Below are 19,364 nucleotides of genomic sequence, written 5' to 3' on the forward strand. Positions count from 1 at the left end.
TCCGGTCACGGCGACGCCACGAGACGATAACCGATGCCGCGTACCGCCTGCAGGAACAGCGGATTGGCCGGATCGCGCTCGATCTTGCGCCGCAGCCGGTTGATCTGAACGTCCACCGCGCGCTCGTTGACCGAGCCGTCGCCGCCGGTCAGTGCGCCGCGCGGCACGGTCTCGCCCGGCGTCGCGCTGAGAATACGCAGCATGTCGCGTTCGCGGTCGGTGAGATGGATGATCTTCTCGCCGTCGCGCAATTCGCCCCGCTCGAGATGATAGACATAGGGCCCGAACGCGACGGACTCGATCGCAGGCGCCACCACCGGCGCAGCGCGCTTGAGAATATTCGCGATGCGCAGCACCAGCTCGCGCGGCTCGAACGGCTTCGCCACGTAGTCGTCGGCGCCGATCTGCAAACCTTCGATGCGGCTCTCGGCTTCATGCCGCGCGGTGAGCATGATGATCGGCACTGCCGACGATGTGCGGATCGAGCGCGCGAGATCGAAGCCGGTTTCGCCCGGCATCATCACGTCCAGGATCAGGAGATCGAAATGCAGGCCGGTCAGCTTGGCGCGCGCGTCGGCGGCGCTCATGGCCGTGGTGACGCGATAGCCTTCGCCGGAGAGAAAGCGCGACAGCAGATCGCGGATGCGGCGGTCGTCATCGACCAGCAGCAGATGCGGCGCATCGTCGGCCATCTGGCGGCCTGCTCGCTCCCGTATCGAGGTTTCTGTCACCTTGAATCCTTCACCGTCTTGCGGCTGCCCCGGAGAATTTCCTCCAGCACCTTGTCGGGATCGGTTTGGTCGATCATGCCCAGCAAAAACCGCCGCACGCTGTCGGCGTTCTCCGGCCCGATCGAGTCGAGCGCGCGGGTGATGCGCGCCGTCTGCAATCCGGCCAGTTTCGCCACAAGGGCCTCGCCCTTCGCCGTGGCGAAAAGAAGACGCTGCCGCCGGTCATTGTCGCCAGCCTTCTGAACGATATAGCCCTCGTCGAGGAGTTGCTTCAGGACACGTCCGAGCGACTGCTTGGTGATCCGCAGCACGTCGAGCAGATCGGCCACCTTCAGACCCGGATAGCGGGTCACGAAATGGACCACGCGGTGGTGGGCCCGGCCGAAGCCGAACTCCTCCAGCACATGATCGGCGTCTCCGACAAAGTCCCGGTAGGCGAAGAACAGCAGTTCGATGATGTCCCAGCGCAAAGGGGTGGCCCCCGGCGTCGTGGGCCCGGTGGCGGCGTCAGTCGAATGCGCTCCTGCTTTCATAAATTTTATGTCAGCCATATTGACGTATATAGGTCTCAATGTTACAAAAACCGCGATGACGACGAAATATTAGTTCGTTTCGTCGGCTATCCTTGATCCTTAAGTTCGCACAGAACCTGCAGCGACGACGGGTCCAGGGACGCAATTTCTTTCTACGTGCGATTGTCGAGCGGCATTTCGGCAAACATACTGGACTTCGCGCCTTCCGCCAAAGCGGAAACCGGCCCTCGGGCCGGCGGGCCAGGTGCCAGACCTCAAATCGACCAGCCCGCCGCCGCGTGGACTGAATTCAAGCCGGGAGAAGACCCAATGGGCATTTCGGGAGTTTCGTTCGAGAAAATCGATGGCACCGTTCTCATCGATTTTGAAACGCGGCCGACACCAACTCCGACGCCGGATCAGGAGCGCATCGCCAAGCTCGCGGATCTCGGGTTCGGCCGGGTCTTCACCGATCACATGGCGGTGGTTCACTACAAGCAGGCGCAGGGGTGGCACGACGCACGCGTCGAATCCCGCGCGAGTTTCCTGCTCGATCCGGCCACGGCAGTCCTGCACTACGCCCAGGAAATCTTCGAGGGCCTCAAAGCCTACAAGCGCGACGACGGCGGGGTGAACCTGTTCCGTCCCGACGCCAATGCGCGGCGCTTCCGGGATTCGGCCGATCGGATGGCGATGGCTCCACTGCCGGAGCATGTGTTCATCGAAGCCGTGGAGCAACTCGTGCGTATGGACCGCGAGTGGATTCCTGGCGGCGAAGGCAGCCTCTATCTGCGGCCCTTCATGATCGCGACCGAGGTGTTCCTCGGCGTTAAACCATCGGCGGAATACGTCTTCGCGGTGATCGCCTCGCCGGTCGGCTCCTACTTCAAGGGCGGCCCGGCCCCGGTGTCGATCTGGGTGTCGGAGAACTACACACGCGCCGCGATCGGCGGCACCGGCGCCGTCAAGTGCGGCGGCAACTACGCTGCGAGCCTGCGCGCGCAGGCCGAAGCGATGCAGAACGGCTGCGATCAGGTGGTGTTCCTCGATGCGATCGAGCGCCGCTATATCGAAGAACTCGGCGGCATGAACGTTTTCTTCGTGTTCGACGACGGTTCGCTGCTGACGCCGCCGCTCGGCACGATCCTGCCCGGCATCACGCGGGACTCGATCATCGCTTTGGCAAAGGCGGCGGGCAAGACCGTGCGCGAGGAACCCTACACGATCGACCAGTGGCGCGCCGATGCTGCGAGCGGGAAACTGAAAGAAGCCTTTGCCTGCGGCACCGCGGCGGTGATCTCGCCGATCGGCAAGGTGAGATCCACGAGCGGCGAATTCACCATCAACGGCGGCGCTGCAGGCCCGGTCGCGATGGGGCTGCGCAAGCAACTGGTGGATATCCAGTACGGCCGCGCGGCCGACCCGCACAACTGGATCAGAAAGGTCCTGTAGCGACCCCGGGAGTAATCAGACGCTCTCGCGTGAATTGAGCACAAAATAAATCGTCATGGCCGGGCTCGTCCCGGCCATCTACGTCTTCAAGACAGCAATTTCAAAAGACGTGGATGCCCGGAACAAGTCCGGGCATGACAACAACGATTACAGTGCCTCAGCCGGAATCCAGAACACCTCACCGTCAGAGTCTTCGGTGTCGAGCCACAGCAGCGGCAGGTTGGGATAGGCATCGCCGAGCAGGTCGCGGCCACGGCCGATTTCGCACAGCAGACCGCCGTCCGGATTCAGATGATCCTTCGCCTCGTCCAGAATCCTGCGCACGAGGTCGAGGCCGTCGTCGCCGCCATCGAACGCGATGGACGGTTCATGCAGGCATTCGCGCGGCAGGCCCGCCATGCCTTCGGCATCGACGTATGGCGGATTGGTGATGATGAGGTCGTAGCGCGCATCGCCGATGGCGTCGAACAGATCGCCTTCGTAGAGCGAAATCCGATCCTCAAGACCGTAATCGGCGACATTGCGCGCAGCGACCGCCAGCGCATCCGGTGAAATGTCCACTGCATCGACGGTGGCATTGGGGAAACTCTGACACGCCAGAATAGCAAGGCACCCCGAACCGGTGCACAGATCGAGCACCCGTGTGATATTGCCCGGATCGTCGATCAGCGAGCCGCCCTCTTCCTCCAGGTCGCCGCCGAAATGCGAATCCAGCAGTTCGCCAATGAAGGAGCGCGGCACAATCACCCGCTCATCGACATAGAACGGCAGACCGCGCATGTAGATCTTGTTGACGAGATACGCCGAGGGTTTCCGCGTGGCGATGCGCTTGTCGATCAGCGCAAGAATCTTCGCGGCCTCATGCGCCGTGACCCGCGCATTCGCGAACATCTCGAACTGGTCGGGGTGCAGATGCAGCGTCTCGCACACGATAAAAGCCGCTTCCGCCACCGGATCGGTGGTGCCGTGGGCGAACACCAGTCCGGCCTCGACAAAGCGGCTGACTCCGTAGCGCATCAGGTCGAGCAGCGTCAGCAGTTCGCCGGGCAGCACCTTCGGCGATGCTGGCTTCAAAAGCTTCTTCGTTGCCGTGCGCGCCGCGCCGCGCTTTGCGGAGGCCTTCTTCGCGGGTGCCTTCGCTGTCGGGGATTTTTTCGCTTTCTTCGCCATTACTTCTTCCACCGCGCTGCTGCATTGTCGTCATGAGCCTGCGCATCGACCCACACCTTGCTGTCCGCGCGTTCCTCGGATTTCCAGAACGGCGCATTGGTCTTGAGATAATCCATCAAAAATTCCGCGGCCCGAAACGCCGCTTCGCGATGCACCGACGCGGTCAGCACCAGCACGATGTTGTCACCGGGCACGACACGGCCATAACGATGGATCACGGTGACGCCGGTCAGCGGCCAGCGCGCAATCGCCTCGGACACATGCCGTCCGATCTCGGCCTCCGCCATGCCGGGATAGTGCTCCAGCGTCATCGCGGCGATCGCCTGATCGCCCTCACCGCCCCGGCAGATGCCGGAGAAGCTCACCACCGCGCCGATGTCGGTATTGCCCCGGGTCAGTGCCGCGATTTCCGCGGCGATGTCGAAATCGGCGGACTGAATCCGGATTGTGACGGGCGTCGTCATTGGGATGTTAACCGCCGGTCATCGGCGGGAAAAACGCGATCTCGCGAGCACCGGCGATCGCGGTGTCAGGCTTCACGTGGGTATGGTCGATGGCGGCGCGGATGGTCTTCGGCGAAGCGAAAGCGTTGGCATATTCCTCGCCGCGCGCCACCAGCCACTGCATCAGGTCGGAAACAGTGCGCACGCTCGCCGGTGGCTCCAGCGTTTCCTCGGCCTTTCCGACGCGTTCGCGCACCCATGCGAAATACAGAACCTTCACCGGTCTTCCTCGGTCAGATGATGGATACCCGCGCGGAGGTAATCCCATCCGGTGTAGATCGTGAGAATCGCCGAAATCCACAACAGCGTGATGCCGATCAGCACGGTCGGCGGCAGGATCATTTCGCCCGCCTCGCCCGCGATCAGAAACCCGATGGCCACGAGTTGCACCGTGGTCTTCCACTTCGCCAATTGTGACACAGGTACGCTGATCCGGATGACGGCGAGATATTCGCGCAGACCCGACACCAGAATTTCGCGGCACAGGATCACAATGGCCGCCCACAGCGACCAGCCGCGAATGGTTTCGTCCGCCGCGAGCATCAAGAGGCACGACGCCACCAGCAGCTTGTCGGCGATCGGGTCGAGCATCTTGCCCAGCGAAGACTGCTGGTCCCACATCCGCGCGTAGTAGCCGTCGAGAAAATCGGTGACGCCCGCGGCGATAAACACGAACAGCGCCACCCAGCGCAGCCACAGCGGCGCGCCCATGATGGACTGCGCATACATGCAGCCGATCACCACCGGGATGGCGGCGATCCGGGAGTAAGTCAGGATATTGGGCAAAGACAGCGAGCGCTTTGCTGGCTTCGGGGCGACGACACTGGTCATGACCTTACCAATACTGCGAAAGTGGCCGCGTCAACAGCCCGGCGGGCGCATTTCGCCCAACTCTAAATGCGGGCAACGGCTGGAGGTTCAGCCGCTGCCGGGATGGAAGAAATCGAAGATTTTACGTGCACTTTCAGCGCTCACGCCCGGAACCTTGCCGAGATCGGCCACCGAGGCCCGCTCGATTTCCTTCAGGGTCCCGAAATGATGCAGCAGGGCACGTTTACGTGACGGGCCGATGCCGGGAATTTCCTGCAATCCGGCTTCGCGGATGTCCTTCTTGCGCAGCTTGCGGTGCGAGCCGATGACAAAGCGATGCGCCTCGTCGCGCAGCCGCTGGATGAAGTACAGTACCGGATCGCGCGGCTCGAGCTTGATCGATGGACGGTCCGGCACGAACAGGGTTTCGCGCCCCGCGTCGCGGTCCGGTCCCTTGGCCACCGCGATCAGCGAAACGTCGGTCAGGTTCAGTCCGGTGAAAATTTCGCGCGCGGCATTGAGCTGGCCCTGGCCGCCGTCGATGATCACAAGATCTGGCCATTGCGGCACGGCGTCGTCGCTGGGCTCTTTCCCTTCGGCTGCGTCATTGATCAGGCGCTTGAAGCGGCGCTGCAGCACCTCGCGCATCATGCCGTAGTCGTCGCCCGGAGCTAAGCCTTCCGACTTGATGTTGAACTTGCGGTACTGGTTCTTCAGGAAGCCTTCCGGCCCCGCGACAATCATCGCACCGACCGCGTTTGTGCCCTGGATGTGGCTGTTGTCGTAAACCTCGATCCGTTTCGGCACGCGCGGCAGACCGAGCGCCGTCGAAAGGCCCTCGAGCAACCGCGTCTGGGTCGCGGTGTCCGCGAGCTTGCGGCCGAGCGCCTCGCGCGCATTGGTCAGCGCATGCGTGACAAGCTCCTTCTTCTCGCCACGCTGCGGCGTCGAAACCTCGACCTTGGACCCCGCCTTGACGCTCAGCGCCTCCGCCAGCAGGTCCTGATCGTCGACACGATGCGAGAGCAGGATCAGCTTCGGCGGCGGCTTGTCGTCATAGAATTGCGCCAGGAACGAGCCGAGCACCTCGCCCGCCTCGATCGACTTGTCGGCGCGCGGGAAATAGGCGCGGTTGCCCCAGTTCTGCCCCGTGCGGAAGAAGAACACCTCAACGCACGAATAGCCGCCTTCCTGATGGATGGCGAACACGTCCGCCTCTTCCACGGTGCGCGGGTTGATGCCCTGCTGCGACTGGATCGCGGAGAGCGCGGCAAGACGATCGCGATAGAGCGCGGCACGCTCGAACTCGAGTTCGTGCGCGGCCTTCTCCATCTCGCCCGCCAGTTCCTGCTTCACCAGCCGCGAGCGGCCGGAGAGAAACTCATTCGCCTCGCGCACCAGTTCGGTGTAGCCGGGAAAATCGATCTCGCCCGTGCAGGGCCCCGAGCAGCGCTTGATCTGATACAGCAGGCAGGGCCGCGTCCGGCTCTCGAAAAATGAATCAGTGCACGAGCGCACCAGAAATGCGCGCTGAAGCGCCGTGATGGTGCGGTTGACCGCACCGACCGACGCGAACGGGCCGAAGTAACGGCCGGGCCGGGTCTGCGCGCCGCGATGCTTGACGATCTGCGGCGCCCAGTGATCGCCGGTGATCAGGATATAGGGAAAAGACTTGTCGTCGCGCAGTTGCACGTTGAAGCGCGGGCGCAGTTGCTTGATGAGATTGGCTTCCAGCAGCAGCGCTTCGGTCTCGGTCGCGGTGGAGATCATTTCCACATTGGCGGTCATCGCGATCATGCGCGCAATGCGCGCCACCTGACCGGTCGGCCGCGCATAGGATGCGAGCCGCTTCTTCACGCTCTTGGCCTTGCCGACATAGAGAACGTCGTTGGCCGCGTTTAGCATGCGGTAGACGCCGGGCGAGGTCGGGGCGAGTTTCACCGCGCGCTCGATCGCCGCGCGGCCGATGGCGAGCGTGCCTTCGCTGGCGACGTCCGCGGAATCGTCGATCGGTTCCGGCAGGCGCGCTTCCTCGTCTTCCTCGGCGGGAATCGAAGCGGGGTCCAGATCCTGTCCGCGCAGGTTCCGCGCGGAAGGCTCCTGCGGAGGCGCGTCCGGCTCCGGTTGATCCGGCGGCTGCGTCGGGTCGGAGGTGTCGTGAATCATGATCAGAATTTAGGAACGAGGAGCGATTTCATCCAGCAGGCACGGCCGCATCAGGGAACCGGATTCGGCGGCGGCACTGCCCCGCTTGTAACACTTTCTTAAGGATGTGAATGCGGCGGCGGGCCGCCTTAACGACCGCTTAACGTAAAACTCTCGATAAATTTTACGCAGAAAAGGCGGAATTCCGTAACCACACGGGATCCGCCGTGCCTCGAAAGACCCAACAACGGCCACGCCGGCGCGCGCGTGAGGAGAGTTAGGATGAGCAAGAAAATTTTTGGCGCGATCATCGCCGCCGCAACATGCGTGACCGCGTCCGCGCAAGCCGCAGACATCTATAGCCGCCGCCCCTATGCGCAGCCCTATACGGTCGCCCAGCCGCTCGCCAATAGCTGGATCGGACCCTACATCGGCGGCAATCTCGGCTACGGCTGGGGCGATGTGTCCAACAACGGCGCGAAGCCGTCAGGCGTCCTCGGCGGACTTCAGGCCGGTTACAACTGGCAGAACGGCGCGTGGGTCGCCGGCATCGAGGCCGATCTTCAACTCAGCTCGGCCGACGATACGTTCGCGCCGTGGAAATTCTCGAACCCATGGTTCGGCACCGTGCGCGGCCGCGTGGGATACGCCTTCAACAGCATCCTGCTCTACGGCACCGGCGGTCTCGCGTTCGGCGCGCTGAAGGCGCAGTTGCCGGGCGGCCTCTCGGAATCCAACACCTCTGCAGGCTGGACGATCGGCGCAGGCGCTGAATTCGCGCTGAACCAGAACTGGTCGGCCAAGGTCGAATATCTCTATGTCGATCTGAGCGACAAGAACTTCCTGATGACGGGCATGTCGAATGGCTATCAGTTCAGCACCGTCCGCGTCGGCGTCAACTACCGCTTCTGATCCGGACCGCATCCACGATCCATCATCCCGGGCCCTGCGCCCGGGATTTTTATTTCGGCCATGACGCCTGCGACATGCTCAGGGCGAAATCACGAGATTGACCGCCTTCGGTCCCTTGCCCTTCTTATCGGGCTCGACTTCAAAAGTGATACGCTGTCCTTCGATCAGGTCCTTCAGGCCCGCACGCTCGACTGCGGTGATGTGCACGAACACATCGCGTCCGCCGTCATCCGGCTTGATGAAGCCGTATCCACGCTCGGCATTGAAAAACTTGACGACACCCATCATGGCCATCGGGAAACCCCTCCCCGCATTGCACCTCCGGCGCGCAACGCGCACCGGCCAGGCCCGGCATTCACTGCCGGAAAGCGGCGGCCTTGAAGGGCGCCTCCCAAAACCGGAAACACCCGGGGCCTCTCGTCATTCCGCCGCGGCCATTCGCGGGCGCGGAACGTAAAAGCCGACCTTCACGACCGTAGCATAATACGGTTCCCGCCAAATTGGCCATGACGCATTTGGATTAATCGTGCAGACAGAATCCAGGCACGTGACAACCTCACGCGTGCAGTGCATCAGGTCCGCACGGCCTCGATCCGGAAGCGGCCAGCGCCGCCCAGTCCCAACGGCTTTTCGAGTTCGTGCAAAATCGCCTTCAATTCTCCGGCCAGAGTCCACGGCGGATTCACGATCAACAGGCCAGCACACACCAATCCGGAGTCGGGTGTCTGCGGCGCGACGCTGAATTCGACACGCAGGCATCTGGCGTCACTGCTTCCAGCGTTCGCCACGCGCGCCACATGTTCGGCCAGTGTGTCGGTGGCGCGGCGTTCTTTCACTGGATACCAGAGCATGTAGATGCCGGTCGGCCATTTCGCGTGAGCTGCGCTGAAGCCGTCGGCCAGCCGCTTGAACTCGTCGCGGCTCTCGAACGGCGGATCGATCAGCACCAGCCCGCGCCGCTCGTTAGGCGGCACGAACGCCGGCAACCCGGTCCAGCCGTCGAGATCGACCACGCGCGCCTGCTCGTCACGGCGCAATGCGCTGATCAGTTGCTTGCGCGCATTGGGCTCCAGTTCGCAGGCGACCAGCCTGTCCTGCGGCCGCAGCAGCGCGCGCGCGATCAGCGGCGATCCCGGATAGGCGGTGAGATCGCGCTGCGGATTGAACGCGCGGACGATGTCGAGATAGGGCGCGACCAGCGCCATCACCGGTTCGGACAACCGCGCCTGCATCAGCCGCGCAATGCCCGTGCGCCATTCGCCGCCGCGCTCGGCTTCGCTGCCCGTCAGATCGTACAGCCCGGCGCCGGCATGGGTGTCGATCACACGAAACGCGGCGGGCTTCTCGTGCAGATAGGTGAGGATGCGCGCCAGCACGATGTGCTTGATGACATCGGCGAAGTTTCCGGCGTGGAATGCGTGACGGTAGTTCATGGCGCGACAGTTACGACATCGCGCGGTGAAAGTAACGAGTTGCGTGAGCGAATCCGTCATCGTGAGGTGCGAGCCATTGCGCTCGAAGGATGACTATTGCGGTCGCCCTTCGAGGCCTCCGCTACGCTACGGCACCTCAGGGTGACGGGCCAGAAACTATCCTCCGCGAACCGGCGGCATCGCGACCCTGTCGCGGCGGCAGGACCGGCGGTCGATTTCCTCGCAGGCGCGGAACTGCAAATCCTTGCTCATGCAGATGCGCACCTCGCTGAGGCGTTTGCTGTCGCACTGCACGGCAATCGCCGAACTCGACAGACCGGGATTGGCCTTGATGAAGGCGTCCTCGATTTCGCCGGGCGTCACCAGTTTGGTGTCAGACAATTCGAGATAATCGGCGGGAATCTTCACCGCCGCGCGGGCCTTGCGGATGGTCTCGAAATAGGCGCGCGCCCCTAGACCCGAACAGGTGCCGTGCTTGTCCCATTCGTTGTAGATCAGGCCCGGCGCCGGCATCAGATCGAGCATCGAGGTCATGACGTTGCGATCCAGCCGCGGCGAGGGCCGCTGGCAGTAGTTCGGAAAGCGGCGATCGTATTGCGGCCACAGCCCGTGCACGACGAAGGAAAACGGACGGCCGGCGCACTGGGCCTGGATGCCCCGTCCGGAATTGCCGCGTTCGTGCGCAGCCTGGCAGAACGACGGCGACCACGACAGCGACAGCACATAGAAATCGAATTCCCCGGGCGCGTTCTGGCGCTTGTCCTGCGCCGATGCCGAACCCGCGGCCATGCCGGCCATCGCAAGGCCGAGCAGCGGAGCGATCAGCCAGCGATACGAACGAAGACAAAAGCCAGACGAAAAAGCAGCAGCCGACAAACCGGACCTGAAACCGAACATGACAACGCCCCCCAACTCTCTCCGCATCCTCCGGGCAGATCGGATGTGCGGATAACCCCTGCTCAAAGCCTAGTCAGGCCAAAAGAACATTTCAAGAACAAAATCGCCCCGTCCACTGAGCGGACGAGGCGGCTGGCGATGAGATGATTCGCGAGGCTTACGGACGCGCGGCCTTGCAGGACGGGTTGTAAGCCCAGTTGCGGTCGAGGCCGACCACGCACCATTCGACACCTGAGTCGAATCCGGCGAAGCCGCCGTCTTCGATGACCGAGAAGTGCACCTGCCGCGCGCGGCCGTCGTTCAGCATGGCGCTGGCGGTGCAGAAACGGCGTGGAATGCTGTCATTCGCCCAGGCCCGGAAGGCGACCTCATGAACATTGGCAAAACCGGTGATTTCGAGGGCGGAATTCCAGAACTTGCCCTCTTTTTCGGCGAACTGCTGGGTAATGGTGCCAAGCACCTCGTTGCAGGGACGCATGGCGCCATCGTAACGCGGGCCGGAGAGCCAGAAATTCCGCTCCAGCACATTGGCCGCCTCGGCCGCCGGGCTGAGCGTCATCAGGCCAGCTACGGTGCCGAGCGCCAGGGCAACAGTCAGTTTGCGAAGTGTCGAGAAAAGGTCGCGCATGGGAGCGGTCCGCCGGAATCCGGGATGAGGTTGTGCCGGAAGGTGCCGCGAAGCCATCAGCCGGTCAAGTGCAGCGCGGCAACACTTGGCCGCCAACCCCTGGCGAACCACACGGGCATTCTTTCCATGACAGCCCGGCCGCCTTATGGTGAGGACGAGATTCCATGGGAGACGACGATGCGGATAACAGGCAAGGCGATTCTGGCGACGGTCTTCGGAGCGCTCATGAGCGCACAAGCCAGCGCCGCCTGGTTCGACATCGACACGGTGCCGCCTTTCAAGGGCAACGACACCGGCGGCATCATTGCCTACTCGCTCTACAAGGAAGGCGCGGACGTCAAGGCGATGGCCCTCAATCACTGCGCCAGCTACGGCAAGTCGGTGAAGCTGACCGGCGTCGACGCCCAGTACGGCGGCTACATTTCCTTCTCCTGCGTCTGGGTCCATCCGGGTCATCTCAGCCGGCCGCTGCGCGTCGGCTACTAAGCTCCGTTCAGGAGACCGCCCATGATGCGAGTGCTTCCGCTCTTTCGTGTCATGGCACTGGCGATTGTGGGCGGCGGACTAACCGCTCTTCCGGCGCTGGCCGACCCCGTTGAAATGCCGAGCCGCAAGCCAGGGCTCTGGGAGCTGAAGCTGGACAAGGCCGGCGCCCAGACCATGCAGCAATGCACCGACGCCACCACCGAGAAAGAGATGGCGGCGACCTTCGGCCCGATGGCCAAGGAGATGTGCTCCCGGCACGAGATGGCGAAAACCGCGACCGGCCTGGTCGTCGATTCGACCTGCAAGATCGGCAACATGACGTCCGTCTCGCACACCGAGTTCAACGGCGACTTCAACTCGGCCTACACGGTGACGACCACATCGAAGAACAGCGGCGGTCCGGCGGGCATGCCGGCCGAGACCACCAACGTCCTCGAAGCGAAATGGATCGGCGCCTGCAAGGCGGATCAGAAGCCCGGCGACATCCTGATGCCCGGCGGCATGAAGATGAACATCAGGGACATGAAAGCGATGCGGCCGAAGCAGTGATTGCGTCAGGCCTTCTCTAAGCACGTCGTCCCCGCGAAAGCGGGGACCCATGCTCCCTGTCGTCGAATTTTATAAGAGACGCTGCCGTCTGCGTCTCATCGGATGGCTCGGTGGTTATGGATCCCCGCTTTCGCGGGGATGACGACCGAGGGTGTGTGGATTTCGTTACTTCCCGATCTTCCAGGGATCGTACTTCTCTTTCGAATCCGGAACGTTCTTCATCGCGGCCCTGGCGGCGGCTTCTTCGCGCGCCATCCGCTTCTGCGGATCCTCACCCTTGGCCTGAGTTCCGCCGCTCGTATCGGGGCGGCTCCTGCCCTGCGCATGGGCCTGCCCGGCGAGCAGCATCACAGCCGCGGCGGCAATCAATACGAGTCTCATCGGACGTCTCCGTTGGGGCGAACCGCCGGAAACCTAGCCCCGTTCAAGGCTTCAGAACAATCAGAAATGCTCAAGATTCGGAGAGCCGCATGCGCCGGATCAGTTGACGCCGAACCGCTTTTCGAAAGCCGCGACATTGATAACACCGCGCCGGTGGGTGCCGTCGCCGATCTTGCGGGAACCGTCCCACGCCTCCACGTCGAACAGGACGCTCTTCGGATCGATCTGCCGGACACGCGACGACACGCGCACGGTGCGTCCGACCGGCGTCGCCGCCAGATGCCGGACGTTCACCTCCATGCCGACGCTGACATAGCCTTCCGGCAGCAGGCCGGCGATGGAGGCGGTGCAGGCCTCCTCCATGTGCAGGATCATGACCGGGGTCGCGTAGACCGGCGGCATGGTCGCGAGGAAATGCTGCACCGTCATGTCATGCGTCACGGTGACGACCGTTTCGCCGGTAATGCCGACGGCGACTTTTTCAAGCACGTTCATGTTTGGGCTACTTCGCTGCCGCCTTGCGCTCGAGGAAGGTCTTGCCGCCCTTCATCTTGTGGGTCAACGGCGCTTCATTGATCTGCACCGTCACGGCCTCCGCATCGACGCCGAGGTTCTTGACCAGCGCCTGGGTGATGTCGAGCATCATGCCCTTCTTCTGCTCGTCGGTGCGGCCCGCGGCCATGTTCACGGTTACCTCAGGCATGTTCGTTTCCCTTTTTCTTTGCGACAGAAATTGTCAGGCGTGAAACTTCAATCCATCGACGATCTTGTCAACCACCTTGCGCTCGGCGCGGAACGCCAGCCCGACCAGATTGAGGTCGGCGCGAATGACCGCCTGCACCGCGGCGCGGTTGGCTTCGTCATGCGTGGTCTTGAACATGTCCTCGGTATAGACGGCGGGCTTCACATCGCGCGCCAGCGCCCGTTCGAGCGCACGCGACAGCGCCGGCCGGTCCGCGCCATAGATCAGGATCGGCTGACCGATCAGCGCATGATAGCGCGTGCCTGACTTGTCCCCGTATGGCTCGCCGACACATTCAGGAAACGCCGCCGCGATGCCGCTGGCGAGGAACGCCGCAACATTCAGCTTCTGCCAGGTTTCCAGATCGGAGCGGATGACGAGGGCAACCTTGGTGTCGAACTGCATGCTGTAAACTCAAACAATGTCATTCCGGAGCGCGAGCAAAGCAAGCGAACCCGGACTCCAGAGAAGCTGTCAGGCGCATGGATTCCGGGTCCGCGCAAGAGCGCGTCCCGGAATGACGGAGGTGGATTATTTCCACGTCACACCATGCTGGGCCAGAATCTTGCGCACCTCATCAACAAGTCTGGCTTCGGGCACTGCGACCTGCGCTTTCGCCTGCGCCTGCAAATGCTCCTCGCGGTCGCTGCCGCTGGCATCTGCCAGCGCACTGCCCGCGATCATGTCCTTGATCTGGACTTCGCCCTTCGCCTTCTCGTCGCCGCCCTGAATGACAACACACGGCGAGTTGCGCCGGTCGGCATATTTGAACTGGACGCCGAGATTGTTCTTCGGATTGCCGAGATAAAGCTCCGCGCGAATGCCTGCGCCGCGCAGCATCGCAACGAATTTCTGATACTGCGCGATCTCGTTGCGGTCCATCACCACAACGACCACCGGACCAAACTCCGGCGTGGTGTCGATCTTGCCGAGCAGCGTCAGCGCCGCCTGCAAGCGTGACACACCGATGGAGAAACCGGTCGCCGGGACCGGCTCACCGCGAAAGCGCGACACGAGGCCGTCATAGCGCCCGCCGCCACCGACCGACCCGAAACGCACCGGACGGCCCTTCTCATCCTTGGTGTCGAGCAGCAGTTCAACCTCGTAGACCGGGCCGGTGTAGTATTCGAGGCCGCGGATAACGGAGGGATCGATTTTTATCCGTCCCGAATATTGATCGGAGTAGAGCTTCGACATTTGCTCAAGCTCGCTGACGCCTTCAATCCCAATTTTGGAATTTCCAACCCGATCACGCATATTCGCAAGCGTAGCGGCATCGGACACACCGATCGCGCTTGTTCCCGGCTCGCTCGGGCTACCTATGAAGTTGATGATGGCATTGATCTGAGAATCTTTAAGTCCCGCACCTTTAGTGAAATCACCGCGACCTTCTTCGCCTCCGTCCCAGCGCCCCGGCCCCAACAACTTGACGATCTCATTCGCAGAAAACTTGTCTGCCTTGTCGATTGCCCGCATGACGGTGAGCCATTGTCCGTCATCGGAAATGCCTTCGTTCTCGCGAATGCCGTCGAGGACTTTACGGTTGTTGATTTTGACAACGCACTGTGCCGCTCCAACCCCAAGCGCCTCCATCGTGTCCGCCGCCATCATGCACATCTCGGCATCGGCGGCGGGCGATGCGCTGCCGACCGTATCGGCATCGAACTGCATGAACTGGCGGAAGCGGCCGGGGCCGGGCTTCTCGTTGCGGTAGACATAGCCGTTGCGATAGGAGCGGTAGGGCTTCGGCAGCGTGTCGAAATTTTCCGCAACATAGCGCGCCAGCGGCGCGGTCAGGTCGTAGCGCAGCGAGATCCACTGCTCATCATCGTCCTGAAACGAGAACACGCCCTCGTTGGGCCGGTCCTGATCGGGCAGGAACTTGCCGAGCGCGTCGGTGTATTCCATCGCCGGGGTTTCCACCGGCTCGAAGCCATAACGCTCATAGACCTCGCGGATTTTCTCCACCATCTGCCGCGTGGCGGCGATCTCGGCGGGCGTGCGATCCACAAGGCCGCGCGGCAGGCGCGCGCGCAGTTTCTGGGGCTTTTTGGGCTTTTTGTCGGACATGGAACGAAGCGGCCTATGCAGCACAACTGGCATTATTTGCGTGTTGTGGACTATCAGCCGAAGCATCAAGCGGCAAGTCTACGAGGCCGTCATACGCGGGCTTGACCCGCGTATCCATCACTCAAGAAAGATGGATGGCCGGGTCAAGCCCGGCCATGACATTTCATTGTGTTGTCCTCCCCGTAAGAACGGGGAGAGGGGGATCAGCTAATTCACCAGCACCGCGCCGTCGCAGCGCACGCCGGTAACCCAGACGTCGGCCTGGCCGAGACCAACGCCCAATGTCTGCAACACCGAATTGAGCAGCGTATCGATGGAGGCCGTAGCGCCGCCGATGATGCCGGCAACCAGCGCGCCGATGCCGGGGATCGGCAGGCCGAGCGGTCCGAGCTGCACGCCGAGTTGCAGGTCGCCGAGAAGGCTCGACGTCAGCGACGAGGTGAACGACGTCGTGTTCACGGTCTTCTTGGTCTGCGCCTGAATGTCGGCGTAGCTGAATGTCACGCTGGTCGGCGCCGTATTCGCCATGGTCGCATGCGCCCGGCCCGTCACCTGAATCGCGCCCAGATTGACGATGTTGACCGCCGGGGGATTCGGCGCGGTGGAGAAATTCGTCATCATCGCGGAGGTCACATCGCCGATCCATGCATCGACGATGCCGGGCGAGACACCGAGCGTCACCGTCGAGGTGCTGGCGTTGGGATAGCCGCACGAAATGGCGTTGAGCGTCGCGGTGCCCGCCGCGATCTCGACATAGACCGGAAGGTTGACCACCGACACCGCGCCCGAACCGACAAGCTGGATCTTCAGCAGCACGCGCGTCTGCGCCGTGTGCACGCTCGCGCCCAGCGATCCGACGGTGATCCAGCTTGTTCCCACCGGCCGCTCGCCGACCGTGGCCTGCAATGTGACACCCGCGATGCCGGGCAGCGACAGGTTCACGTTCGCCGCGATCTGGTTGGTGCCGTTGGCCAGCGCCGCCATGGCCGAAAGCAGATCCAGCGCCGAGACGCTCGCGCCAACCTTCGGCTTCTGTCCGACGGTGAGATTGGAATACGGTCCGACGCTGATCAGCGACTTCGGCGTGATGCGGGTGGTGAGGCCCGAGATCGCCGACGACAGGCTGGAGAGAGCTGCGATCGCACCGCTGTTGCCGGCCGCGGCAGTTTGCAACGCTGCGACGATGTCGGTGACCTTCAAATTGCTGTTCAGCAGCGTGTCATAGCTGACGCCGGTCAGGTTGACCCGCGTCGCCAGCGCCGAGAGGAAATCGAACGCATCGATCTTCGCGCCCAGCAGCGCGTTGTAGTCCATCGCCGACAGCGACAGCGTGGTCCCGAGCATGCCGCCCAGCAGCGAATTCAGCAGCCCGCCGTTGAGCGACACCAGCCGCGAGCCGATGGCGAAGGTTGCGAGCCGCGTGGTGCTGGCGATCGCGGTCGCCTTGAGATTCCACTGGCTGTCGCCGGTCAGCACCTTGCCGAAATACAGCGGCGTCCTGGTCTGCATGGTGACGCGCACCGCGTTGGCGGGTGTGGCCGCCGCCACGAAGCGCTGCTGCGGCGTCAGGGACGCATTCGCCTTGTAAACACCGGGTTCGACAGCCACGAGCGACTCCGGTGGATAGTTGTTCTTGGCGACTGTCGCCGCAGCAGCGCGGGACGCATTGGAAAGGTCGCTCGCGGCGACAAGCGCCGCGAGGTCGGTGGCGCTCTGGGTCCGCCGCTTGTCGGCGAAGATGGCGCCGACATCGACGCCGAGCGCCGCACAGGCGATCACGAGCAGCAGGCTTGCCGCGCCCATGATCGCGATGTTGCCGCGGTCGTCGGCGGCGAAACGCAGAAGCAAATTGCGCATCACAACCTCCCTGAACTTTTCTTGTTCAATATCCTCCGCGCGGGATTGCCGCGGAGCGCACGATGGTCGGCGACGGCATCGGCACGAATGCCGGGAGCGAATAGATGAACATGCCGGAGGCGTCGTAATTGACGGAGACGACGAAGACGTTGGCATCGGAGCCCGACGTCGCGGCGTTGACGGTGAGCTTTGCCGGATCGATCAGCGGATAGGTATTGACGTTGCCGGTGACGTAGCTGCTGGCGAGCGTGCTGCGCTCGCTTTCGCTCAGTCCCGCGACCGAGGATCGCGCGGCTTCCGCAGCCAGTTGCTGTACGCCGTGGACCACCGCGAGATACGAGCCGTACATGACGATGCCGAACACCATCATCAGGAAGATCGGCGCGATCATCGCGAATTCGACGGCGATGGCGCCGTGCTGCGCGGCGCGAAATTTCTGGAGCAGTGTGCGGGCCTGTTTCATGACAGGCATTTGCGCATACAACCTTTAAGGGCAAGCTAATTCATTCCACTACTAATGGTAGTAGTATCATCTGGCTGCAGTCCGTGCCTTCACTTACGGGCGACTATGCGCCGCGATGCGTTCCAATGACCCCGGAAACTGATAGGCTCGCTGCCCAAGAAGAAAAATTTGCTCCTTGCCGGAAGGAACGACCTTTGAATATTCAGCACCCTCGCCCGACTGTCGCGACGCCGAACGATCTTGACGCCTTCTGGATGCCGTTCACGGCCAACCGGGCGTTCAAGGCGCGGCCGCGCATGCTCGCCGGCGCCAAGGACATGCACTATTTCACCGCCGACGGCCGCAGCATCCTCGACGGCGCCGCCGGCATGTGGTGTAGCAACGCCGGCCATAACCGCGATCCGATCGTGGACGCGATCCAGAAGCAGGCCGCGACCCTCGACTACGCGCCGCCGTTCCAGTTCGGCCATCCGAAAGCCTTCGAGCTTGCCAGCCGCATCGCTGCGCTGGCGCCCAAAGGCCTCGAGCATGTGTTTTTCTGCAACTCCGGGTCGGAAGCGGTCGATACCGCGCTGAAGGTGGCGCTGGCCTATCACAACGGCCGTGGCGAGGCCGGACGCACCCGGCTGATCGGCCGCGAGCGCGGCTATCACGGCGTCGGATTCGGCGGTATTTCCGTCGGCGGCATGGTCAACAACCGCAAGATGTTCGGCACGTTGCTGACCGGCGTCGATCACCTGCCGACCACCTATGACCGCGAAAAGCAGGCCTTCACCAAGGGCGAGCCGGAGTATGGCGCGCATTTCGCCGATGAACTCGAACGCATCGTCGGCATCCATGGCCCCGGCACCATTGCCGCCGTGATCGTCGAGCCGATGGCGGGCTCCACCGGCGTGCTGGCAACGCCGAAGGGTTATCTGCAAAAGCTGCGCGCGATCTGCGACAAGCACGGCATCCTGCTGATCTTCGACGAAGTCATCACCGGCTATGGCCGTCTCGGCTATGCCTTCGCGGCGGAACGCTACGGCGTGCTGCCGGACATGATCACCTTCGCCAAGGGCGTTACCAACGGCGCGGTGCCGATGGGCGGCGTCCTGATCCGCGACGAGATCCATGATTCCTTCATGAAGGGCCCGGAACACGTCATCGAGCTGTTCCACGGCTACACCTACTCGGCGCATCCGCTGGCCTGCGCGGCCGGTCTCGCCACCCTCGACATCTATCGCGAGGAGGGCCTGTTCGAGCGCGCCCGGGCGATGGAACCGAAATGGGCCGACGCCGTGATGGCGCTGCGCAACGAGCCGAACGTGGTGGACATCCGCACCGTCGGCATCACCGCCGGCATCGATCTCGCGCCCAACAAGGACGGCCCCGGCAAGCGCGGCTTCGAGGCGCTGGACTCGGCGTTCCATGACCACGAGCTGATGATGCGCGTGGCCGGCGACACCCTCTGCCTGACCCCGCCCCTGATCATCTCGGAAAGCCAGGTCGGCGAGATTATGGACAAGATCGCCAAGGTGATCCGCGCGGTCGCCTGACCTCATCCGCCTCTCCCCGCAAGCGGGGAGAGGCGTGCCTTAATTCAATCGGAAAACAACAACTTCGCGCCGAATCAAACTTGAT

The 19,364-nt window shown here is 62.9% G+C and carries 23 protein-coding genes; 5 read left to right on the forward strand and 18 right to left on the reverse strand.

What is annotated here, in order from left to right; genetic code table 11:
- Nucleotides 1-5 precede the first annotated feature (5 nt).
- Both ACP7AL_RS00865 and ACP7AL_RS00870 read right to left on the reverse strand, forming a co-directional pair.
- On the reverse strand, nt 6-692 hold the full coding sequence (locus ACP7AL_RS00865) for a response regulator (RefSeq protein WP_006022015.1): 687 nt from the start codon (nt 690-692) through the stop codon (nt 6-8).
- A gap of 35 nt (nt 693-727) precedes the next feature.
- A complete protein-coding gene (locus ACP7AL_RS00870; protein ID WP_425987897.1) occupies nt 728-1,264 on the reverse strand; it encodes a MarR family winged helix-turn-helix transcriptional regulator in 537 nt (178 codons plus the stop codon).
- 309 nt (nt 1,265-1,573) lie between these two features.
- Here ACP7AL_RS00870 and ACP7AL_RS00875 point away from each other — a divergent pair, with 309 nt between their 5' ends.
- The gene (locus tag ACP7AL_RS00875; RefSeq protein ID WP_006022018.1) at nt 1,574-2,695 is read left to right on the forward strand and encodes a branched-chain amino acid aminotransferase; all 1,122 of its coding nucleotides are present in this window, start codon (nt 1,574-1,576) and stop codon (nt 2,693-2,695) included.
- Between the two features lie 147 nt (nt 2,696-2,842).
- Here the strand turns inward: ACP7AL_RS00875 and prmB are convergent, their stop codons facing one another.
- From prmB to uvrC, 5 genes are all read right to left on the reverse strand, one after another.
- A complete protein-coding gene (prmB, locus tag ACP7AL_RS00880) occupies nt 2,843-3,865 on the reverse strand; it encodes a 50S ribosomal protein L3 N(5)-glutamine methyltransferase (protein ID WP_425987899.1) in 1,023 nt (340 codons plus the stop codon).
- Nucleotides 3,865-4,329 (reverse strand): molybdenum cofactor biosynthesis protein MoaE, encoded by a 465-nt coding sequence (locus ACP7AL_RS00885; RefSeq protein ID WP_425987901.1) that lies wholly within the window; start codon nt 4,327-4,329, stop codon nt 3,865-3,867. The genes prmB and ACP7AL_RS00885 overlap by 1 nt, the downstream gene beginning before the upstream one ends.
- 7 nt (nt 4,330-4,336) lie before the next feature.
- Nucleotides 4,337-4,588, reverse strand: coding sequence for a molybdopterin converting factor subunit 1 (moaD, locus tag ACP7AL_RS00890; protein WP_006022022.1), 252 nt, complete (start codon nt 4,586-4,588; stop codon nt 4,337-4,339).
- Nucleotides 4,585-5,199 (reverse strand): CDP-diacylglycerol--glycerol-3-phosphate 3-phosphatidyltransferase, encoded by a 615-nt coding sequence (gene pgsA / locus ACP7AL_RS00895; RefSeq protein ID WP_006022023.1) that lies wholly within the window; start codon nt 5,197-5,199, stop codon nt 4,585-4,587. The genes moaD and pgsA overlap by 4 nt, the downstream gene beginning before the upstream one ends.
- A gap of 87 nt (nt 5,200-5,286) precedes the next feature.
- Nucleotides 5,287-7,344, reverse strand: coding sequence for an excinuclease ABC subunit UvrC (gene uvrC / locus ACP7AL_RS00900; protein WP_425987904.1), 2,058 nt, complete (start codon nt 7,342-7,344; stop codon nt 5,287-5,289).
- Between the two features lie 261 nt (nt 7,345-7,605).
- Here uvrC and ACP7AL_RS00905 point away from each other — a divergent pair, with 261 nt between their 5' ends.
- Nucleotides 7,606-8,235 carry an outer membrane protein gene (locus ACP7AL_RS00905; RefSeq protein WP_425987906.1) on the forward strand — a complete coding sequence of 210 codons (630 nt, stop codon included), beginning with the start codon at nt 7,606-7,608 and terminating at the stop codon, nt 8,233-8,235.
- Nucleotides 8,236-8,313: 78 nt separating this feature from the next.
- Here ACP7AL_RS00905 and ACP7AL_RS00910 read toward each other — a convergent pair whose 3' ends face one another.
- The 4 genes from ACP7AL_RS00910 to ACP7AL_RS00925 all read right to left on the reverse strand — a co-directional run bounded on the left by ACP7AL_RS00910 (nt 8,314) and on the right by ACP7AL_RS00925 (nt 11,193).
- Nucleotides 8,314-8,529 (reverse strand): cold-shock protein, encoded by a 216-nt coding sequence (locus ACP7AL_RS00910; protein WP_006022026.1) that lies wholly within the window; start codon nt 8,527-8,529, stop codon nt 8,314-8,316.
- Nucleotides 8,530-8,807: 278 nt separating this feature from the next.
- Nucleotides 8,808-9,668, reverse strand: a complete 861-nt coding sequence (locus ACP7AL_RS00915; protein ID WP_425989980.1) for a 23S rRNA (adenine(2030)-N(6))-methyltransferase RlmJ — start codon at nt 9,666-9,668, stop codon at nt 8,808-8,810.
- A gap of 156 nt (nt 9,669-9,824) precedes the next feature.
- A complete protein-coding gene (locus ACP7AL_RS00920) occupies nt 9,825-10,565 on the reverse strand; it encodes a ribonuclease T2 family protein (RefSeq protein WP_425987908.1) in 741 nt (246 codons plus the stop codon).
- Between the two features lie 157 nt (nt 10,566-10,722).
- Nucleotides 10,723-11,193, reverse strand: coding sequence for a hypothetical protein (locus tag ACP7AL_RS00925; protein WP_006022029.1), 471 nt, complete (start codon nt 11,191-11,193; stop codon nt 10,723-10,725).
- Between the two features lie 177 nt (nt 11,194-11,370).
- Between ACP7AL_RS00925 and ACP7AL_RS00930 the strand changes: the two genes are divergently transcribed.
- Nucleotides 11,371-11,679 carry a hypothetical protein gene (locus tag ACP7AL_RS00930; RefSeq protein WP_006022030.1) on the forward strand — a complete coding sequence of 103 codons (309 nt, stop codon included), beginning with the start codon at nt 11,371-11,373 and terminating at the stop codon, nt 11,677-11,679.
- 21 nt (nt 11,680-11,700) lie between these two features.
- Nucleotides 11,701-12,228 carry a DUF3617 domain-containing protein gene (locus ACP7AL_RS00935; protein WP_425987910.1) on the forward strand — a complete coding sequence of 176 codons (528 nt, stop codon included), beginning with the start codon at nt 11,701-11,703 and terminating at the stop codon, nt 12,226-12,228.
- 165 nt (nt 12,229-12,393) lie between these two features.
- Here the strand turns inward: ACP7AL_RS00935 and ACP7AL_RS00940 are convergent, their stop codons facing one another.
- From ACP7AL_RS00940 to ACP7AL_RS00970, 7 genes are all read right to left on the reverse strand, one after another.
- Complete coding sequence (locus ACP7AL_RS00940; protein ID WP_425987912.1) at nt 12,394-12,609, reverse strand: hypothetical protein; 216 nt, start codon at nt 12,607-12,609, stop codon at nt 12,394-12,396.
- Between the two features lie 99 nt (nt 12,610-12,708).
- Entirely contained in the window at nt 12,709-13,104 is a 396-nt protein-coding gene (locus ACP7AL_RS00945) for a thioesterase family protein (RefSeq protein ID WP_006022033.1), read from the reverse strand.
- 7 nt (nt 13,105-13,111) lie between these two features.
- Nucleotides 13,112-13,339 (reverse strand): tautomerase family protein, encoded by a 228-nt coding sequence (locus tag ACP7AL_RS00950; protein WP_275451135.1) that lies wholly within the window; start codon nt 13,337-13,339, stop codon nt 13,112-13,114.
- Between the two features lie 6 nt (nt 13,340-13,345).
- Entirely contained in the window at nt 13,346-13,756 is a 411-nt protein-coding gene (locus ACP7AL_RS00955) for a DUF2000 family protein (RefSeq protein WP_425987915.1), read from the reverse strand.
- 126 nt (nt 13,757-13,882) lie between these two features.
- A complete protein-coding gene (hisS, locus tag ACP7AL_RS00960; protein ID WP_425987917.1) occupies nt 13,883-15,421 on the reverse strand; it encodes a histidine--tRNA ligase in 1,539 nt (512 codons plus the stop codon).
- Nucleotides 15,422-15,628: 207 nt separating this feature from the next.
- Nucleotides 15,629-17,278 (reverse strand): TadG family pilus assembly protein, encoded by a 1,650-nt coding sequence (locus tag ACP7AL_RS00965; RefSeq protein ID WP_425987919.1) that lies wholly within the window; start codon nt 17,276-17,278, stop codon nt 15,629-15,631.
- Between the two features lie 25 nt (nt 17,279-17,303).
- The gene (locus ACP7AL_RS00970; protein ID WP_425987921.1) at nt 17,304-17,741 is read right to left on the reverse strand and encodes a TadE/TadG family type IV pilus assembly protein; all 438 of its coding nucleotides are present in this window, start codon (nt 17,739-17,741) and stop codon (nt 17,304-17,306) included.
- A 254-nt stretch (nt 17,742-17,995) separates the two neighbouring features.
- Between ACP7AL_RS00970 and ACP7AL_RS00975 the strand changes: the two genes are divergently transcribed.
- Nucleotides 17,996-19,279 carry an aspartate aminotransferase family protein gene (locus tag ACP7AL_RS00975; RefSeq protein ID WP_425989983.1) on the forward strand — a complete coding sequence of 428 codons (1,284 nt, stop codon included), beginning with the start codon at nt 17,996-17,998 and terminating at the stop codon, nt 19,277-19,279.
- Nucleotides 19,280-19,364: the final 85 nt, after the last annotated feature.

The organism is Afipia sp. DC4300-2b1, from assembly GCF_049895725.1.
GTDB classification, from domain to species: Bacteria; Pseudomonadota; Alphaproteobacteria; order Rhizobiales; family Xanthobacteraceae; genus Afipia; species Afipia broomeae.

Excerpts from the sequence above, each read along its gene's own strand:
- prmB (WP_425987899.1), bottom strand. The coding sequence starts at position 3,865 with ATGGCGAAGAAAGCGAAAAAATCCCCGACAGCGAAGGCACCCGCGAAG.
- ACP7AL_RS00875 (WP_006022018.1), top strand. The coding sequence starts at position 1,574 with ATGGGCATTTCGGGAGTTTCGTTCGAGAAAATCGATGGCACCGTTCTC.
- ACP7AL_RS00915 (WP_425989980.1), bottom strand. The coding sequence starts at position 9,668 with ATGAACTACCGTCACGCATTCCACGCCGGAAACTTCGCCGATGTCATC.
- ACP7AL_RS00940 (WP_425987912.1), bottom strand. The coding sequence starts at position 12,609 with ATGAGACTCGTATTGATTGCCGCCGCGGCTGTGATGCTGCTCGCCGGG.
- ACP7AL_RS00945 (WP_006022033.1), bottom strand. The coding sequence starts at position 13,104 with ATGAACGTGCTTGAAAAAGTCGCCGTCGGCATTACCGGCGAAACGGTC.
- pgsA (WP_006022023.1), bottom strand. The coding sequence starts at position 5,199 with ATGACCAGTGTCGTCGCCCCGAAGCCAGCAAAGCGCTCGCTGTCTTTG.
- ACP7AL_RS00970 (WP_425987921.1), bottom strand. The coding sequence starts at position 17,741 with ATGAAACAGGCCCGCACACTGCTCCAGAAATTTCGCGCCGCGCAGCAC.
- ACP7AL_RS00975 (WP_425989983.1), top strand. The coding sequence starts at position 17,996 with ATGCCGTTCACGGCCAACCGGGCGTTCAAGGCGCGGCCGCGCATGCTC.
- hisS (WP_425987917.1), bottom strand. The coding sequence starts at position 15,421 with ATGTCCGACAAAAAGCCCAAAAAGCCCCAGAAACTGCGCGCGCGCCTG.
- ACP7AL_RS00870 (WP_425987897.1), bottom strand. The coding sequence starts at position 1,264 with ATGAAAGCAGGAGCGCATTCGACTGACGCCGCCACCGGGCCCACGACG.
- ACP7AL_RS00910 (WP_006022026.1), bottom strand. The coding sequence starts at position 8,529 with ATGGCCATGATGGGTGTCGTCAAGTTTTTCAATGCCGAGCGTGGATAC.
- ACP7AL_RS00930 (WP_006022030.1), top strand. The coding sequence starts at position 11,371 with ATGCGGATAACAGGCAAGGCGATTCTGGCGACGGTCTTCGGAGCGCTC.
- ACP7AL_RS00885 (WP_425987901.1), bottom strand. The coding sequence starts at position 4,329 with ATGACGACGCCCGTCACAATCCGGATTCAGTCCGCCGATTTCGACATC.
- ACP7AL_RS00955 (WP_425987915.1), bottom strand. The coding sequence starts at position 13,756 with ATGCAGTTCGACACCAAGGTTGCCCTCGTCATCCGCTCCGATCTGGAA.
- uvrC (WP_425987904.1), bottom strand. The coding sequence starts at position 7,344 with ATGATTCACGACACCTCCGACCCGACGCAGCCGCCGGATCAACCGGAG.
- ACP7AL_RS00965 (WP_425987919.1), bottom strand. The coding sequence starts at position 17,278 with ATGCGCAATTTGCTTCTGCGTTTCGCCGCCGACGACCGCGGCAACATC.
- ACP7AL_RS00935 (WP_425987910.1), top strand. The coding sequence starts at position 11,701 with ATGATGCGAGTGCTTCCGCTCTTTCGTGTCATGGCACTGGCGATTGTG.
- ACP7AL_RS00925 (WP_006022029.1), bottom strand. The coding sequence starts at position 11,193 with ATGCGCGACCTTTTCTCGACACTTCGCAAACTGACTGTTGCCCTGGCG.
- ACP7AL_RS00905 (WP_425987906.1), top strand. The coding sequence starts at position 7,606 with ATGAGCAAGAAAATTTTTGGCGCGATCATCGCCGCCGCAACATGCGTG.
- ACP7AL_RS00920 (WP_425987908.1), bottom strand. The coding sequence starts at position 10,565 with ATGTTCGGTTTCAGGTCCGGTTTGTCGGCTGCTGCTTTTTCGTCTGGC.
- ACP7AL_RS00865 (WP_006022015.1), bottom strand. The coding sequence starts at position 692 with ATGGCCGACGATGCGCCGCATCTGCTGCTGGTCGATGACGACCGCCGC.